This window comes from Microcoleus sp. A003_D6 (genome assembly GCF_036702825.1).
GTDB lineage: Bacteria > Cyanobacteriota > Cyanobacteriia > Cyanobacteriales > Microcoleaceae > Microcoleus.
In genome coordinates this window covers 14,948-30,673 of record NZ_JAUBWA010000050.1, presented here as the reverse complement: position 1 = coordinate 30,673, position 15,726 = coordinate 14,948, and the positions used below count along the sequence as shown (strand labels likewise).

Below are 15,726 nucleotides of genomic sequence, written 5' to 3'. Positions count from 1 at the left end.
CCATTAATCGAGAAAAAAATGGAAATGAACACAGCTCAACTACTGGTCAAATGTTTAGAAAATGAAGGCGTCGAATACGTCTTCGGACTTCCCGGAGAAGAAAATCTCGAAGTTCTAGAAGCCCTGAGAAACTCTTCAATTAAATTTATTACTACTCGCCACGAACAAGGCGCAGCCTTCATGGCCGACGTTTACGGCCGCCTCACAGGCAAAGCCGGCGTTTGCTTGTCTACCTTGGGGCCCGGCGCAACTAACTTAATGACAGGCGTTGCTGACGCTAACTTAGACGGCGCTCCTCTAGTAGCAATTACCGGACAAGTCGGCACAGATAGAATGCACATAGAATCGCACCAATATTTAGATTTGGTCGCCATGTTTGCGCCAGTTACTAAGTGGAATGCTCAAATTGTCCGACCCAGTACGACGGCAGAAATTGTCCGCAAAGCTTTTAAAGTAGCTCAAAGCGAAAAGCCGGGGGCAGTTCACATTGACTTGCCAGAAAACATCGCAGCAATGCCTGTGGAAGGAAATCCGCTCACCAAAGACAACCGCGAAAAAACTTTTGGTGCTTACCAAAGTCTTAATAAAGCTGCTGTCGCAATTTCCAAGGCAAAAAGTCCTTTGCTTCTAGTAGGAAATGGCACTATTAGGGCTAACGCCAGCGATGCTTTGACAGAATTTGCTACTCGATTAAATATTCCCGTAGCTAATACTTTCATGGGGAAAGGCGTAATTCCTTACACTCATCCTTTGGCACTTTGGACGACGGGATTGCAAAAACGGGATTACATTAGCTGTGCTTTTGAAGAAACGGATTTAGTGATTGCAGTTGGCTATGATTTGATTGAATATTCCCCGAAAAAGTGGAATCCTGACGGCAAAATTCCGATTATTCACATTGGAGCTCTGCCCGCAGAAATTGACAGCAGTTATATTCCTACTGTAGAAGTTGTGGGGGATATTTCTGATTCACTAAATGAAATTTTGCAGCGTGCCGATCGCATGGAGAAAACAGACCCTTTTGCTAAGCAATTGCGGGCGGATATCCGCGCGGGGTACGAACAATATGCAGCCGACGACGGTTTCCCGATCAAGCCGCAAAAACTCATTTACGATTTGCGGCAAGTCATGGGCCCGGAAGATATTGTGATATCTGATGTGGGAGCTCACAAAATGTGGATCGCGCGGCACTATCACTGCGATCGCCCGAATACCTGTTTGATTTCCAACGGATTTGCGGCGATGGGAATTGCGATTCCGGGTGCGGTGGCTGCAAAACTCGTTTATCCCGATCGCAAAGTAGTAGCAGCCACCGGAGACGGCGGTTTTATGATGAATTGCCAAGAGTTAGAAACTGCTTTGCGAGTCGGTACTAATTTTGTTACTCTCATCTTTAATGACGGCGGTTACGGGTTAATTGAATGGAAGCAGCAAGATTATTTTGGTCATTCAGATTTCATCAAATTTGGCAATCCAGACTTTGTAAAATTTGCCGAAAGTATGGGTTTAAAAGGCTATCGCGTGGAAGCTGCAACGGATTTAATTCCGATTCTGAAAGAAGCCCTTGCTCAAGATGTCCCCTGCGTGATTGACTGTCCGGTAGACTACCGGGAAAATGCGCGTTTCAGTCAATTATCTGGGGATCTGAGCTGCAATATGTAAGTTAGGAAACGGTTAATATCATGTCCGGCTAAATCAGCAGAAATCCAGTAGGGGCGGGCCGGAGTTCCCGCCCCACAAGAACATTACTGTTTGCTACAATTATTTAAGTCAGCTTTAAGGACTGCCATGACTCAAGCTAACTCAATAACAAATGGATATCAAATAACTGTAAGTTCTCCAGTCTGGGAAAGAGTTGAGCAAATAGCCGGAGAATTTAACTTGTCAGTTTCTGAACTCTTGGAACAGATAGGCGAAGGTCAACTGAAAGTTGTCGCGGTTCCAGCTAATTCGGACAAATTGAACGATCGAGATATTGCAAATGCTTTCATTTGGTTGGCAGCGCAAACTGATGTAGCAATCAACGTCTACAAGCTACAAAAACTAATGTATTACGCTCAAGCTTGGCATTTAGGAGTTTACGGTAAGCCACTCTTTGATGCAGATTTTCAAGCCTGGATTCACGGGCCGGTTATTCCTGATTTATTAGAGAAGTATCAATGCCAATTTAGCTGGGAACCAATTGCAGAGAAAATCGAACAACCGAAACTTCCCCAAAAAATTCGGCAATTTATCGAAGAAGTTGCTGAGGCATATTTTGAGTATGATGATGAAACTTTGGAACGAATGATTTGCAGTGAAATGCCTTGGCTGGAAGCGAGAGGGGATTTGCCGAGAGACGAATCTTGTCATGCCATTATTTCTCAAGAATCGATGAAAAAATATTATTCGGCCCGTGTCAAAGAAGAAACCTCAGTCTAAAATTGTCCCTTCTCAACCGAAACCGCCCGAAGGCTTGGGGTTTTCCTTCAAGTACCTGCAAACCCAGAATGAAAAATTTTCAATTTGCGATCGCGAGCCGAATTATTTTACCGTTTTTTTGGAAAGATTGCGCGATTTATCGACATTAACGGCACAAGAGATCAAGATGAATCGCAGTCAATCTCTTCGCTGTCATCCGATTAAGTGGCGAGAAACAACAGAACCGAATGGATTTGGCATCCCGAATGAAAAAGAATTGGTAACAATTCCTTATCAGTTTTCTCTTTCAACTAACGAACACGGTCGAGTGCATTGATTTTTTATTGAGGATATATTTTATATTGTTTGGCTAGATCCGAATCATAATCTTTATAAGTAAGCACTGATTTCCAAATAATAGGGATATTGTCAGCAATAACTATGCTATAATATTTTATATTTTTCTTATAAAAGCCATGTCTCAAGCAATATTAACTGATGTTTCCTTAGATTCAATATTAGAGCGTTTGACGCAACTTACCAAACTGGAACCTGACTGGGATTCTTATGGTGCATTGCCCGTTTCGCCCGTTGCTTTTGTAAAAGCCTGTCAGTTGCTTATTCATATCAAATACTCTCTTTCGCCTTTAGTTGGCGATCTAATTTTACCCTATGATGCAGCACCAATTGCTAATGGTAGCCTACAACTGGAATGGCGAAGCCCACACGGCAATCTAGAAGTGGAAATTAAGCCTGATATGAGTTTCAGCTATTTGCTAATCAAGGGTGAAGGAAGCGAGAGAACGTTTGAGGAGAAAAACGAGGTATCATTATCTGAAGTCCTGAATGTGTTGTCTCAGCTATTGATTCCATAAGTCAGGATGAGATAATGCTAGAAGAAATTGCAGACAATGATATTCTTTATCGTCGAATTCCTAATGTACATCTTTATGAGGAGGGTACTGTAAAATCAGTTGCTTCCAGGTTAGAGGAAAACCTGATAACAGTATCTCAGTTGAGTTGGCGAGGCTAACAACTCCGCAGGAAATTTTAGCTGGTGCGAGAAATCCTGACACTACAAAAGTGGGTGTGTTGGTAGCAGGATATGCCCGTTCTTTAGGTTTCATTATCCGCCACGATCCCTTGCAGGATAATCCAGCTCATTGTCTTATTGAGGGGGAAAATAATAAAGTCAAGTGTAAACTCTTGGCTGAGGCTACAACTATTTTAACTTTGCCTGAGTAAAGGCGATCGCGCTTTGGGATAAGTTGGGAAAGGAAGGGCGATCGCTAAACTTGTCAGGTAATTATGGTAATCTAAAAGTTAGGTAACTAGGACTGGCAAGAATGGAGGAATGTGACAACACAATTTTTCTGTCCATATCTCGATAGCGAGGTTGAACTCACTGAAGAGCGAGAACTACATATTGTCGATACACATCCCGATTTGCTACCATCTTATCAGGAAAGAATTGCTAAAACTCTAGCTGACCCAGATGAGGTTCGATGTGATTTACGTTTCGGCAATACTCTTCTATTTTCACAGCAGTCTGGTAAGGGTCGCAAGAGTAGGTATGTTGTAGTAGCTGTTGTGAATGATACAGTTCCCAGAGAGCGCTATTGGATCGTGACAGCTTACTTAACCAAAAATGTTACCCAAGGAGAGATAATATGGCAGAAAAACTAACTTTTAAATACGATGCTATTGGGGATATTTTGTACGTCAATAAATGTTCACCTTATGCAGAACAAGAATCGCAAGAACTAGAATATGGAATTGTGGCTCGTCTCAATCCTGACACGGAAGAAATTGAAAATCTGGAAGTTATGTTTTTCTCAAAGCGGTTGCGAGAGAGTAATGTATTTGAATTACCGATTGTGGGTGAGTTGCACTTGAGTCAGAAGGTTTAAAAAAGAATGGATTAGGTCGGTCTAAAATAGTGCATTCTCAACCGAAACGGCACGAAGGCTTGGGATTTTCGTGGCTTTTTTGAAAAACACAGGCGAGGGGCGATTCCCTACGGGATAGCTTCGCTTCACGCGCTTTTTGACAAATTGGGAAAGGAAGGGCGATCGGGTTTCCATAAAGACAGCAGTATCAACTGAAAATCCAAGATAACTGGTTATTTATCCTACTCAAACAGAACGCATTTATAGCCAGTCTCTGCTTTGACTGCATCTTTGAAACCCGATATATCAGTATTGAGACGCGCTAAATCACCTTCCGTAAGTCCTTTGACATAGACACAGTTTTTATAAGCCCAAAGCTCATATCCTGTTTTACTTTTACCAAGAAAAGTTCGAGGGGCTGTTGAGCCAGAAGTTGAGGAAGAAGAAACAACTGAGGGTGAAGTAGTAGAAGTAGGTTTGTACATAACCGACACGAAGAGTAATACAACAACAACTGCTGCACCAAAAGCACCAGTCATCTGATTGACTGCTTTCGTGTTATCAATGAACTGCCCTTCTTTGAAAACCAAATATTTGTTCCAAGCTTGCTTTTTAGGATTCTTGGAATTAACTTGAGAAATTCTCACCAAAACAAATTTTTGTAATTGAATGTTATTTAGTATTCTCGCAACCACATTTAAGCAGGTTTGGGAATCTAAAGTTATGTCAGACTTCAGCTTTAACCAGAGCATTACGCCATACTGCATTTCAGCATCTACATGAACTTCATAAGCAGCAAGAGATTGTTGAATCAAGATAGCAACCGCACCTAAGTCTCCGTTCCTTGCTATTTCTTGAAAACCATCTGCTATCAATTTTTGTGTGGATTGAGTGACTTTTTTTTGTTTAATAGTGGTAGAACTCTCAGTTGTGATATTAAACTTTGATTTTGCTTCTTTCACTAAATCATTAGAGCCGAGCAATTTCCCTATAGATTGAAAGTTGGCAAGAGGTTGCCCTGGCAATTTTGTCACAACATAACCACCTAAAATCAATATAATAATGGCCAACAACCAATTATTTATGAACACAAGGAACATAAATATCATAAAAAAAGCAAGGAATATTGCCCTTACTATGTTAAAATCTCCAATGGTGTTATGGTGATTGTTTAATTTAACATTATTATTTTGTTGTATGGTCTGCGCTTGTGCTACTATCTCAAACTCTTGATTCCACGCCGGCAAATCCTCACCCGCCTGCTGCCCATAAACCTTCACAGATGCGATGATCGCCCCCGCCTTCAAATTCGTCAACTCCCTGCGGACAATCCTGATAGAAACCTCCTCATCGGGAACCCGCTCGCCCTCCAGCATCACCTGTAAACAACCATCTTGCAAACTCGCAGTCGCACTAATTCCCTTATTTTGCAACGGCAGATTTAACAGAGATGCGATCGCCTCCACATCCCCAAGCTTAGCCCGTTCCTTCAAACTAAGCTGATTTGACTCCGTATTTTCACTAGAACTTGCCCGCACCTCTGTAACATCCGTAACAGGCAACTTTTGCCCCGCCACTTCAAACTCTTGACTCCACGCCGGCACCTTCGCGCCCGTCTGTCGCCCGTAAACCTTCACTTTCTCAATCGATGCAGCCCCCAAACCAGCGATCGACTTACTCACCCACGGGGCCAAGACTTGCTGACTAGGCGCTTCGGTCGCTTCCAGCATCACCTGTAAACAACCATCCTTAAGGGAAGCTGCGGCGGTGATGCCCTTGCCTTGTAGCTGGCGGTTCAGCAGAAGCGCGATCGCCTTTGCATCTCCCTGTTTCGCGAGTTCCAGAATATTCGGTTGTGTCATAACAGGTAGATACAACTAGCGCTGAGCCTAACATTTTCTGCTTTAAGTATAAATTATTTCCTAATTGCCAAAAATTTTCAAGCCATATAAAGTCATATTTAGTAGTTTTTTCTATCCCAACTAGGTCATAAAAAGTCACATTTAGTTGGTTGCTACTAAAAAAGTCATATTTAGTTGGGTTACAATCAGGTCAACCCCTTGCATATGCGTGACTGATGGACGTTGAAGAAGCCTTAAAATTTACAGACCATCTAGCTTTAACTACTACAGGAAAACACTTAGATAGTCTGCAAAAAGCTATACTGCGCGGCGCTTGGGACAATCAAAAATATAAAGAAATTGCCCAGGAACACCACCGTTCAGAAAAATATGTTAAAGAAGTTGGCTTCAAATTGTGGAAAATTCTCTCAACTGCATTAGATGATGAGCAATTATGTAAAGCCAATTTTAGAGCTAAACTGGAAAATTTACGAGTTGGGAATGTCTCACTCGTCGGGAATGGCTGCATCCATATTGGCAACATCTCCGCTGAAAATGTGCACTCCCCAGAAGTCTCACAACCTGAACCGCAAGACAAGGATAAATTTAACGAAAAAACAAGCAATTGCGAACCTAAAGTACATTTAGACTTAGGCGACGCACCAGAACCCAACCTATTCTATAACCGCACATCCGAACTCACCACCCTCAAACAGTGGATTTTGGAAAACCGCACCCGCCTCATCACCATATACGGCTTATCCGGCATTGGCAAAACCGCCCTTACTCTCCAACTAATCCCACAAATTCAACAGGAATTCGATCGCATCATCTGGCGAAGTCTCCGCAACTCTCCACCGCTGGCATCACTCCAAACCGACTTAATTAAATTCTGTAGAGGGGATGCCCCCGTGCCCGCCCCCTATCCCGAAGAAAGGGCAACCGCAGCGGGATTGCCCCTACTAGAATATTTACGATCGCACCGCTGTCTCATCATCCTCGATGATATCCAAACCCTTTTCAGCAGCGGACAACTTGCAGGAACTTATCAACCAGGATATGAAAATTACGGCGCATTCTTCAAACAACTAACAGAATCATCCCACAACAGTTGCTTAATCCTCCTGAGTTGGGAAAAACCCAGAGAAATCGCCGCATTAGAAGGCGAAAACCGCCCCTGCAAATCCCTGCAACTCAACGGTTTAGGCCCGGAAGCACAAGAAATATTCAGAGAAAAAGCTTTAGGAGAACCGGAGAAATGGTCAGAACTAATCGACCTTTACCGAGGCAATCCCCTATGGTTAAATATAGTGGCAACTATGATTCAAGACTTATTCGGCGGTAGCGTTTCCGAATTCCTCTCCTATGATACCCTATTCTTAGGAGACTTAGAATCTCTGCTGCACCAGCAGTGCGATCGCCTAACCGCATCCGAACAACAGGCGATCGCGTGGCTAGCCAATACCCCCGAACCAGCCGACATCTCAAAAATACCAGAAAACCTGCAACTATCACCGCCAGAACTCTTGAAAGTTATGCAATCTTTAGGACGACGGTCATTAGTTGAAACAGTAAAACAAAACGGGCGATCGCACTTTACGATCGAGCCAGTAATCAGAGAGTATATAACAAACCAAAGCAGGAACAAAAACTGATAAGCTTATCAATCCGCTAAACTAGAGCTAAAATAGTCAAATTTTATGGAGGTCTGCTAAACTTTTGAATAGGCTGGATTTACAGAACCTAGCACTCACTAGACTTGAAGAAGTAGAAGTGCTGCTCAACAATCATCAATACTCAGGTGCTTACTACCTCAGCGGTTATGTCATTGAATGCGCTTTAAAGGCTTGCATTGCCAAGCAAACTCAGGAATTTGATTTCCCTGACAAGAAAACTGTTATGGACAGTTACACCCACGATTTGGAAAAGCTGGTTAAAGTTGCGAAACTTGATACACAATTCAAGGATATCCTAAAAGATCCTAATTTTTCATCTCGATGGTCTATGGTCAAAGATTGGTCAGAAGAAAGCCGCTATCAAACACATAGCCAACAAAAAGCCCTGGATATATACTTAGCAATTACTGACCCCACTCACGGAGTTTTACAATGGCTACAGCAACATTATTAAGTCACGAAATAGCAGAAGGTCAAAGACTAATAGACGCTCTAAATGCAGCAAATATATCAGTTGACTCTGCTCTCTGGAACTACGCACCAGAACCAGAAACATGGCGGCTGATGCTCACCTCACCTCTGTACGATAGCGAAGGGCCTCTTAAAACTTATGGGGAAATTCTGTCAGTCTTTCGCGAAGTTAAACCTGAATTGAAAATCGATTGGACAGCACTTGTAGCAGTCAGCCCAAAACATGACTTAATTGAGGGCTTACGTCAGGAACAGCAAAAGTGGAATTTAGACTTATCTGGCAGAAGATTGACAAATAATCGGATTAATCAGACGTGGATCGAAGATGCTTACATTTATCAAATCAAGTGAGTTGAACGGGAATCAAATAGGTTAAAATAGGTGCGATCGCTTTTATTAGTCCGCGCAGGCGGACTTTGTTTGACAAGGAGCGGTTTCAACCGCCGAGTCATCCGAATTTGGGTTCCCCCCACATCACCGTTAGGATTACTATATTAATGAAAATCGCCACCTGGAACGTCAACTCAATTCGCAGCCGCCTAGAACACGTTACTAACTGGTTGCAAGCAAACTCCCCAGACGTTCTCTGCCTCCAAGAAACCAAAGTTACCGACAAAGACTTCCCCCTAGAACCCTTCACCAACCTCGGCTACAACTGTTACATTTCCGGTCAAAAATCCTACAACGGCGTCGCCATTTTTAGCCGATCGCCCCTGTCACAAGTCAGCGCCGGATTTGCCCCCATTCTCGGCACCGAAACCGCCGGCAGCTTCGACGAACAAAAGCGCCTCATAGCCGGGGTTATCGACGATATCTGCATCATTTCCGTATACGTTCCCAACGGTTCCGAAGTCGGCAGCGAGAAATATGAGTACAAGCTAAAGTGGCTTAAACTGCTGCAAGAATACCTCAAAATAGCACTAGACAAATCCCATAAACTGTGCATTTGCGGCGACTTCAACATCGTCCCGGACGATCGAGATATCCACAATCCCAAAGCCAATGCTAACTCCGTCGGCCTCTCAGTAGCCGAGCGCCTCGCACTCACAGAAATAATAGAATTAGGATTAAACGACCCCTTTCGGAAATTCACCACAGAAGGAGGTCATTATAGCTGGTGGGACTACCGCGCCGCCGCATTTCCCCGCAACAACGGCTGGAGAATCGACCACCATTATCTCAGCTTTCCCCTGTACGAACAAGCAAAAAACTGTACAATAGACAGTGCTCCCAGAAAATTAATAAAACCCAGCGACCACGCCCCCGTAATTGTCGAAATTTGATTTATAAGTTATAAGGTTAATAATAACTGAGATATTGCACCATTCTCAATAAGCCTTTTATGGGCGAGCAGGATGCCCACCCCACAAGAAAATTCACTCTTTGTGGAACAGGCATCTTGCCTGTTATTGACAAAGGTGCAATATGTAAGTAACAACCAACCCCAAAAAATCATGTTCTTAGTAACCGGAGCAACAGGCGCACTAGGCCGCCGAATTGTACGAGAAATCAGACAGCAAGAAAAGCCTGTCCGCGCATTCGTTCGCCTCGCATCTCGCTACTCAGAACTAGAAAACCGAGGCGCCGAGATTTTTATCGGCGACTTAAAACAAGACAAAGATATTAAAAAAGCCTGCCAAGGAGTGCAGTACATCATCAGCACCCACGGCACGGGCGGCGACGTTCAAGCAGTACACTACCGGGCTAACATAGAACTAATCGACTGCGCCAAAGAAGCCGGAGTGCAGCACTTTGTCTTTATTTCGGTACTGGGAGTCGATCGAGGATACGAAGATTCCGCAGTATTCAAAGCCAAGCGAGAAGTTGAAAAATACCTCCAAAACAGCGGATTGAATTATACAATTTTGCGGCCTGCAGGTTTTGCTTCCAGCTTGTTACCGCTAGCAGAAAGATTTCGAGAAACCGGACTTTACCTGCTGATTGGCGACGGCAAAAACCGCACCTCTGTTGTCAGTACCGACGACTTAGCAAAGATTGCCGCAGACTCGCCAACAGTCGAAGGCGCCCGCAATCAAATTCTGCGAGTCGGTGGCCCGGATGTGCTGACAAGAGACGACATTCCCCGCATTTTTGGACGCTTATTCAATCGCGAACCGATGGTAATCAACCCGCCGCTGATGGTGTTTGATGGTGTGAGAAATGCCTTGGGTTTATTGAATCCTCAAGCTCAAAAAGACTTAGGAACTTTGCGCGTATTGCTGGGTAACGAGTATTTCTGCACTCCCGAAGAAGTGCAAAACTTGGAATCAATCTACGGCATGAGAATGGAATCCCTAGAAAGCTTTCTGCGGCGCAATTTGAGCGTTTAAAAGACTCGTTTGCAGTTGTGCTTTACCGCAACTGCAAACATTTTAAGCAGACATAGGCACTACTTCAACACCACCAATATAGCTCGTAACTGCGATCGGCGGAGAAGTGGGCTTAGCAATCAAATAACCCTGAACAAAAGTTGCTCCCCGCTGCCGCACCCACTCTAACTCCTCCAAAGTTTCCACACCTTCAGCAATAGTTTTAATTTCTAATTGAGCGGCAATTTCTAACATTTTTTCAGTAATTAGTGCCTTATAATAATCTTGATGGACGTTGCGAATTAATTCCATATCCAACTTAATAAAATCAGGACGCAGTTGGTGCATCAAATTTAAATTAGAAGAACCGCTGCCAAAATCGTCCAGGGCTATTAAAAATCCCGCTTCTCGGTAAAACCTCAGAATCTTAATCAAGTGATCCATATCAGGAGGGTGCTGAGATTCCCCTACTTCAAAAACAATATTGCTGTGAGGAATTCCCGATTCATCAATAGCCTGTACTGTCCTTCGCAGGCACGTAGCGGGATCGTAAACTGAAGTCGGAGAAAAATTAATAAAAAGTAGTTCTTTGATATCGTAAACATGGGCTTCGCGGATAGCGCGAGTCCGGGCTAAAACATCTAGTTGAAAAATTAGGCCTGCTGATTCTGCTTGGGCAAAAATCCGACCCGGATAAATTAAGTTTCCTTGCTCGTCAATTCCTCGGAGCAGCGCTTCATGGGCAAAAATTTTAGAAGTATCTGAGGTATAAACAATGGGCTGAAAATGTGTAGTAATGCGTTCTTCGGACAATAAATCTAACAGCCAATCAGAGTTACTCAAATTAATAAAATAGTCTAAGGAAGTGCTGCGATAAAAATCGCTAAGTTTTGGCTGTTCAGCTTCGCGCATCCACAAAACCTTTGTCTCTTTCAACTCTTGAGTTGTCAGCACCGATGATGCTAGGGCGTTAAACTTTTCTTTTGCTATTCCCTCAATAATAATGTACAAACACTTGCTTTCTTCTAACAGCCGTAATTCAAATTCAGCCTTGGTTAGTGCTGAAATAACTTTGGTCAGCGTGTGCGATACTGGAAACCACAGGTATAGACCTCCGCTGTTCTCTTCTTTTGCGGGTACTGTTTCGCAGCGAGAGCAGGAGCCGAAGGCTTTGCCACTTCTTTGCATTGGAATATCCTCCGGTTTCTGGGTGACTTTAGAAAACTTAGCAATAGATTAATTATTATCATAACCTCATTCAGCTATTGATACATCTATCTCCAGATGTAAACCTTAAAAAACTTGTATTTAAGAATTATTGCAGTATTTATACTTACCTCTGGTTTTCAACTTTGGGAAGTTTCTAAGCACTAGCAAGTACGTGTAATTAAACACAGTCCCAAATCCCAAGAGAGGGAAAAGGAAAAGACTTGCTCTTTACTCTCCCCCCTGCTGCTCTGATTCTTTACGCCTCATTAACTTTAAAGCCCTTTGCAACAACAGTGGCTACAGTTGATTTTTTACCAAACGGGAATTAACACGCCCGTGAAGCGCAGCTATCCCGTAGGGAATCGCCCGATCGACTAATTTATCCGCACCACAAATATACACACCCGGACGATCGCCCAACACAAACTAACTTGCTGCGGAATATCCAATTTAATTTTATAATCGGGATGACAGGATTTGAACCTGCGACCCCCTCGTCCCGAACGAGGTGCGCTACCAAGCTGCGCTACATCCCGAATTTAGTCACTATTTTTTTACCATATCACATAAGAGTCAAAATTGAGCAAGCTCGTATACAATAATTAGTAAAACACTACTCAGGCGGAGACAGACGTGACAGTTAAGCCCCAGTGGTTGCGAGTTAAAGCCCCCCAGTGGGAGCGCGTCGGCAACGTCAAAGAAATTTTGCGGGATTTATCCCTGAATACAGTTTGCGAAGAGGCTTCGTGTCCGAACATCGGCGAATGCTTCAGCGCTGGTACTGCCACATTTTTGATTATGGGCCCGGCTTGTACCCGCGCCTGTCCTTACTGCGACATCGATTTTGAGAAAAAGCCCAAACCTTTAGATCCGACGGAACCCGAAAGATTGGCGCAAGCGGTGCAGCGGCTCAAACTCAACCACGTCGTGATTACCTCTGTCAACCGGGACGATTTGCCGGATGGAGGCGCGTCTCAGTTTGTCGAGTGCATTCAAGCGGTGCGATCGGCGATGCCCGATACAACTATAGAAGTTTTGATTCCCGACTTGTGCGGCAACTGGCAAGCTTTAGAAATTATTCTAGCAGCCCGCCCCGATGTACTCAACCACAATACCGAAACCGTAAAGCGACTTTATCGCAAGGTGCGGCCGCAAGGAAAGTACGATCGCACGCTGGAACTATTGCAGCGAAGTCGCGAACTCGCACCTGGGGTTTACACCAAATCCGGCATCATGGTGGGACTGGGAGAAACAGACAGCGAAATTCGAGAGGCGATGCAGGACTTGCGTGCTGTTGGGTGCGATATTTTGACACTTGGACAGTACCTACAACCGACTCAAAAGCACTTGAACGTAGAAAACTTTGTGCCGCCAGAACAGTTTGATGCTTGGAGAAAGTTTGGCGAATCTTTGGGATTCTTGCAAGTAGTCGCTTCTCCCTTAACTCGCAGTTCGTATCACGCCGAACAAGTGAGGGAACTGATGAAACTTTACCCGCGCTAGCAATTTGAATTTGAGCTAAGTCATATCAAATCCCTTAGCATCGGAATGATATAGAGGACACGGCACTGCCGTGTCCCTACCGCAATTAATTGTAGGGACTGAGGCACTCGCGGTGTCGAAAGCTGTGGCAATATTAATTCCGATGCTACCGGATTTGAGATCGCGCCCAGAGCAACATTCTCAGTAAGATAGGATTTAGCCACTCGCCCACAAAGAAACCGGGTTTTTTAACAGAAATTTAGGGCTTTTATCAAGTATTTTGGTTAAAAAACCAGGTTTCGACGCACCCATGCGTCCGGGACTGTAAGACCCGATCGAGTCAACAGCAACGAAAAACCTGCGCTTTCTGTGCAGGCAAGGCGCAAAAGACCCCGTTTCTGATGCTGGTGTTCTGGGCGTGATGTTAACCGGGAACCAGCAGCCAATAGCAAAACAATTATCGGTCGATCGCCTCCTCAAACTCTTGACTGACGCAAAAGACATCGAGAAACCCGGTTTTTGCGTCAGCCGCTAATTCGGTACTGCGGACTTTACAAACTCTGAAGCTGATATTCTGTAAGGATTAAACTTGGGCCCAACTGCGGGGTATTTAATTAAGAGCGCTGAGTTATATAAAGTTTTATTAAAAAAATGGCTAATTTTCCGAAGTGATCGGGAACCAGCTTATCGGTGATGAAGATTAACTTAACTTCTGACTAACGTCACTTGTTTCTAGCCAGTCACTATCTATACTAGCTACATAAACAAAGAAGTACAACACACTTTTCGGGCCTTCAACCTGTTACATCAGAAAGTTCTTAGCATTTTCCAGAATCTTGGTAAAACAAGTGGGGCAGCAAAAGTTCGATCTCTCCAACAGCAGAAAAGTCAGGAAAGTTAGTTAAAGAAACACAAAGCGGTGATGCTTCGTCTTAACAAAGTGGGCATCATAATTATAAATAACCGCTAAGCGTAGCATCTTTTCACCCGGAGCAACTGAGAAAATCACTATGCCAGCCACCTCTTTTTACGCTGAAGCTGAATTCGACGAACAACTGCGAGTCAATCCCTTGCAAGATGATGTGTTGGATGAAGATGCTGAAGAAGCTGGAGACGAACCGATCGATCGAGACCCAGCAGAAACAGAGGATGCAGACCAAGCAGCCAAATTGCAAAAAAATGCCAGCCGCCGCACTACAGACTTAGTGCGCCTGTACCTCCAAGAAATCGGTAGGGTTCGTCTCTTGGGTAGAGACGAAGAAGTCTCGGAAGCTCAAAAAGTTCAGCGCTATATCAAATTGCTGGAATTGCGTACCACCGTCGCCTCCCAAGAAGAAGGGCTGATCGGGCGCTTCGTGCATTTAATTGAGGTGCGCGATCGCTTGTCCGCACAGTTGGGACACAAACCTTCCTTGGAACGCTGGGCCTTAACCGCCGGCGTCGCTGACGTGCCAGAACTCAAGCGAATTATGGCCGAAGGCAAGCGGCAGTGGGCCGAGTTAGCAGAAATGACGGTGGAGGCGATCGAAAGAATTCAAGCTGAAGGCGTCGAAGCTAAAGACCACATGATTAAGGCGAACCTGCGCCTGGTGGTTTCGGTGGCGAAAAAATATCAAAATCGCGGTTTAGAATTGCTCGATTTAATACAAGAAGGTACTCTCGGACTGGAGCGAGCGGTAGAAAAGTTCGATCCGACGCGGGGCTATCGGTTTAGCACCTATGCGTACTGGTGGATTCGGCAGGGAATTACGCGGGCTATAGCCACTCAAAGCCGCACCATTCGCCTCCCCGTCCACATTACCGAAAAACTTAACAAAATCAAAAAAGCCCAGCGCAAAATTTCTCAAGAAAAAGGTCGGACAGCTACGATCGAAGATATCGCTGTCGAGTTGGACATGACAGCGCCCCAAGTCCGAGAAGTTTTGCTGCGAGTCCCGCGCTCTGTTTCTCTGGAAACTAAAGTGGGGAACGAAAAAGATACAGAGTTGGGCGACTTGCTCGAAACCCCCAGCATCTCCCCAGAAGAAATGCTGATGCGAGAAGCTCTGCACCGCGACTTGCAGCAACTGCTGGCAGATTTGACCAGCCGAGAGCGGGATGTAATTCTGATGCGCTTTGGTTTGGGCGACGGACACCCCTACTCGCTGGCAGAAATTGGTCGCGCTCTCGACTTGTCCCGCGAGCGAGTGCGCCAAATTGAAGCAAAAGCGTTGCAAAAACTCCGTCAACCCAAGCGCCGCAACCGCGTGCGCGACTATCTGGAGTCTCTGACTTAAATTTGCCCGTAAGAAGAAGAAGACCGGGCGGTTGAAACCGCTTCTATACAGACAAAACCCGCCTCCGCGGGTTGAAGACCGGGCGGTAAAAATTACGCGATCTTCTTGAGTCCGCGGAGGCGGACTTCGTTTTTGTAGACGCGGTTTCAACCGTACGTCCTATCTCAAAAAAT

15 protein-coding genes, 1 tRNA gene and 1 pseudogene are annotated in these 15,726 nt (G+C 44.7%); 13 read left to right on the top strand and 4 right to left on the bottom strand.

The features are described from left to right. Positions 1 to 24 precede the first annotated feature (24 nt). From QUB70_RS15665 to QUB70_RS15640, 6 genes are all read left to right on the top strand, one after another. Positions 25 to 1,662 (top strand): acetolactate synthase large subunit, encoded by a 1,638-nt coding sequence (locus QUB70_RS15665; RefSeq protein ID WP_332981696.1) that lies wholly within the window; start codon positions 25 to 27, stop codon positions 1,660 to 1,662. A gap of 126 nt (positions 1,663 to 1,788) precedes the next feature. Beyond that, entirely contained in the window at positions 1,789 to 2,421 is a 633-nt protein-coding gene (locus tag QUB70_RS15660; protein ID WP_332981694.1) for a Panacea domain-containing protein, read from the top strand. Further along, positions 2,396 to 2,737 (top strand): hypothetical protein, encoded by a 342-nt coding sequence (locus QUB70_RS15655; RefSeq protein ID WP_332981691.1) that lies wholly within the window; start codon positions 2,396 to 2,398, stop codon positions 2,735 to 2,737. The genes QUB70_RS15660 and QUB70_RS15655 overlap by 26 nt, the downstream gene beginning before the upstream one ends. Positions 2,738 to 2,876: 139 nt before the next feature. Continuing rightward, positions 2,877 to 3,275: a hypothetical protein gene (locus tag QUB70_RS15650; RefSeq protein WP_332981688.1), complete on the top strand. Its 399-nt coding sequence runs from the start codon at positions 2,877 to 2,879 to the stop codon at positions 3,273 to 3,275. A gap of 481 nt (positions 3,276 to 3,756) precedes the next feature. After that, a complete protein-coding gene (locus QUB70_RS15645) occupies positions 3,757 to 4,086 on the top strand; it encodes a hypothetical protein (RefSeq protein ID WP_332981687.1) in 330 nt (109 codons plus the stop codon). Continuing rightward, complete coding sequence (locus tag QUB70_RS15640) at positions 4,071 to 4,310, top strand: DUF2283 domain-containing protein (protein WP_332981686.1); 240 nt, start codon at positions 4,071 to 4,073, stop codon at positions 4,308 to 4,310. Before QUB70_RS15645 ends, QUB70_RS15640 begins: the two co-directional genes overlap by 16 nt. Positions 4,311 to 4,531: 221 nt before the next feature. Here QUB70_RS15640 and QUB70_RS15635 read toward each other — a convergent pair whose 3' ends face one another. Further along, positions 4,532 to 6,151, bottom strand: coding sequence for a hypothetical protein (locus QUB70_RS15635; protein WP_332981683.1), 1,620 nt, complete (start codon positions 6,149 to 6,151; stop codon positions 4,532 to 4,534). 215 nt (positions 6,152 to 6,366) lie between these two features. Between QUB70_RS15635 and QUB70_RS15630 the strand changes: the two genes are divergently transcribed. From QUB70_RS15630 to QUB70_RS15610, 5 genes are all read left to right on the top strand, one after another. Continuing rightward, positions 6,367 to 7,785 (top strand): NB-ARC domain-containing protein, encoded by a 1,419-nt coding sequence (locus QUB70_RS15630; protein WP_332981682.1) that lies wholly within the window; start codon positions 6,367 to 6,369, stop codon positions 7,783 to 7,785. Positions 7,786 to 7,849: 64 nt separating this feature from the next. Next, positions 7,850 to 8,260 carry a HEPN domain-containing protein gene (locus tag QUB70_RS15625; protein WP_332981679.1) on the top strand — a complete coding sequence of 137 codons (411 nt, stop codon included), beginning with the start codon at positions 7,850 to 7,852 and terminating at the stop codon, positions 8,258 to 8,260. Further along, positions 8,239 to 8,628, top strand: coding sequence for a hypothetical protein (locus QUB70_RS15620; RefSeq protein WP_332981677.1), 390 nt, complete (start codon positions 8,239 to 8,241; stop codon positions 8,626 to 8,628). Before QUB70_RS15625 ends, QUB70_RS15620 begins: the two co-directional genes overlap by 22 nt. A 146-nt stretch (positions 8,629 to 8,774) precedes the next feature. Beyond that, positions 8,775 to 9,560 carry an exodeoxyribonuclease III gene (gene xth / locus QUB70_RS15615; protein ID WP_332981732.1) on the top strand — a complete coding sequence of 262 codons (786 nt, stop codon included), beginning with the start codon at positions 8,775 to 8,777 and terminating at the stop codon, positions 9,558 to 9,560. 171 nt (positions 9,561 to 9,731) lie between these two features. Next, on the top strand, positions 9,732 to 10,607 hold the full coding sequence (locus QUB70_RS15610; RefSeq protein WP_332981729.1) for an SDR family oxidoreductase: 876 nt from the start codon (positions 9,732 to 9,734) through the stop codon (positions 10,605 to 10,607). A 42-nt stretch (positions 10,608 to 10,649) separates the two neighbouring features. On the opposite strand, the gene QUB70_RS15605 is transcribed toward QUB70_RS15610, so the two are convergent. From QUB70_RS15605 to QUB70_RS15595, 3 genes are all read right to left on the bottom strand, one after another. Beyond that, positions 10,650 to 11,774, bottom strand: coding sequence for an EAL domain-containing protein (locus tag QUB70_RS15605; RefSeq protein ID WP_332981674.1), 1,125 nt, complete (start codon positions 11,772 to 11,774; stop codon positions 10,650 to 10,652). Positions 11,775 to 12,092: 318 nt separating this feature from the next. Beyond that, positions 12,093 to 12,218, bottom strand: coding sequence for a hypothetical protein (locus QUB70_RS15600; protein WP_332981672.1), 126 nt, complete (start codon positions 12,216 to 12,218; stop codon positions 12,093 to 12,095). 39 nt (positions 12,219 to 12,257) lie between these two features. Further along, positions 12,258 to 12,331: transfer RNA gene (locus QUB70_RS15595), tRNA-Pro, on the bottom strand. A gap of 91 nt (positions 12,332 to 12,422) precedes the next feature. Here QUB70_RS15595 and lipA point away from each other — a divergent pair. Both lipA and sigC read left to right on the top strand, forming a co-directional pair. After that, a pseudogene (lipA, locus tag QUB70_RS15590) lies at positions 12,423 to 13,298 on the top strand (lipoyl synthase); the annotation flags it as partial. A 989-nt stretch (positions 13,299 to 14,287) separates the two neighbouring features. Then, positions 14,288 to 15,553, top strand: a complete 1,266-nt coding sequence (gene sigC / locus QUB70_RS15585; protein ID WP_332981670.1) for an RNA polymerase sigma factor SigC — start codon at positions 14,288 to 14,290, stop codon at positions 15,551 to 15,553. Positions 15,554 to 15,726 lie beyond the last annotated feature (173 nt).

Coding starts and splice junctions, on each gene's coding strand:
- QUB70_RS15665 (WP_332981696.1), top strand. CDS start 25: ATGAACACAGCTCAACTACTGGTCAAATGTTTAGAAAATGAAGGCGTC.
- QUB70_RS15660 (WP_332981694.1), top strand. CDS start 1,789: ATGACTCAAGCTAACTCAATAACAAATGGATATCAAATAACTGTAAGT.
- QUB70_RS15650 (WP_332981688.1), top strand. CDS start 2,877: ATGTCTCAAGCAATATTAACTGATGTTTCCTTAGATTCAATATTAGAG.
- QUB70_RS15640 (WP_332981686.1), top strand. CDS start 4,071: ATGGCAGAAAAACTAACTTTTAAATACGATGCTATTGGGGATATTTTG.
- QUB70_RS15635 (WP_332981683.1), bottom strand. CDS start 6,151: ATGACACAACCGAATATTCTGGAACTCGCGAAACAGGGAGATGCAAAG.
- QUB70_RS15630 (WP_332981682.1), top strand. CDS start 6,367: ATGGACGTTGAAGAAGCCTTAAAATTTACAGACCATCTAGCTTTAACT.
- QUB70_RS15620 (WP_332981677.1), top strand. CDS start 8,239: ATGGCTACAGCAACATTATTAAGTCACGAAATAGCAGAAGGTCAAAGA.
- xth (WP_332981732.1), top strand. CDS start 8,775: ATGAAAATCGCCACCTGGAACGTCAACTCAATTCGCAGCCGCCTAGAA.
- QUB70_RS15610 (WP_332981729.1), top strand. CDS start 9,732: ATGTTCTTAGTAACCGGAGCAACAGGCGCACTAGGCCGCCGAATTGTA.
- QUB70_RS15605 (WP_332981674.1), bottom strand. CDS start 11,774: ATGCAAAGAAGTGGCAAAGCCTTCGGCTCCTGCTCTCGCTGCGAAACA.
- sigC (WP_332981670.1), top strand. CDS start 14,288: ATGCCAGCCACCTCTTTTTACGCTGAAGCTGAATTCGACGAACAACTG.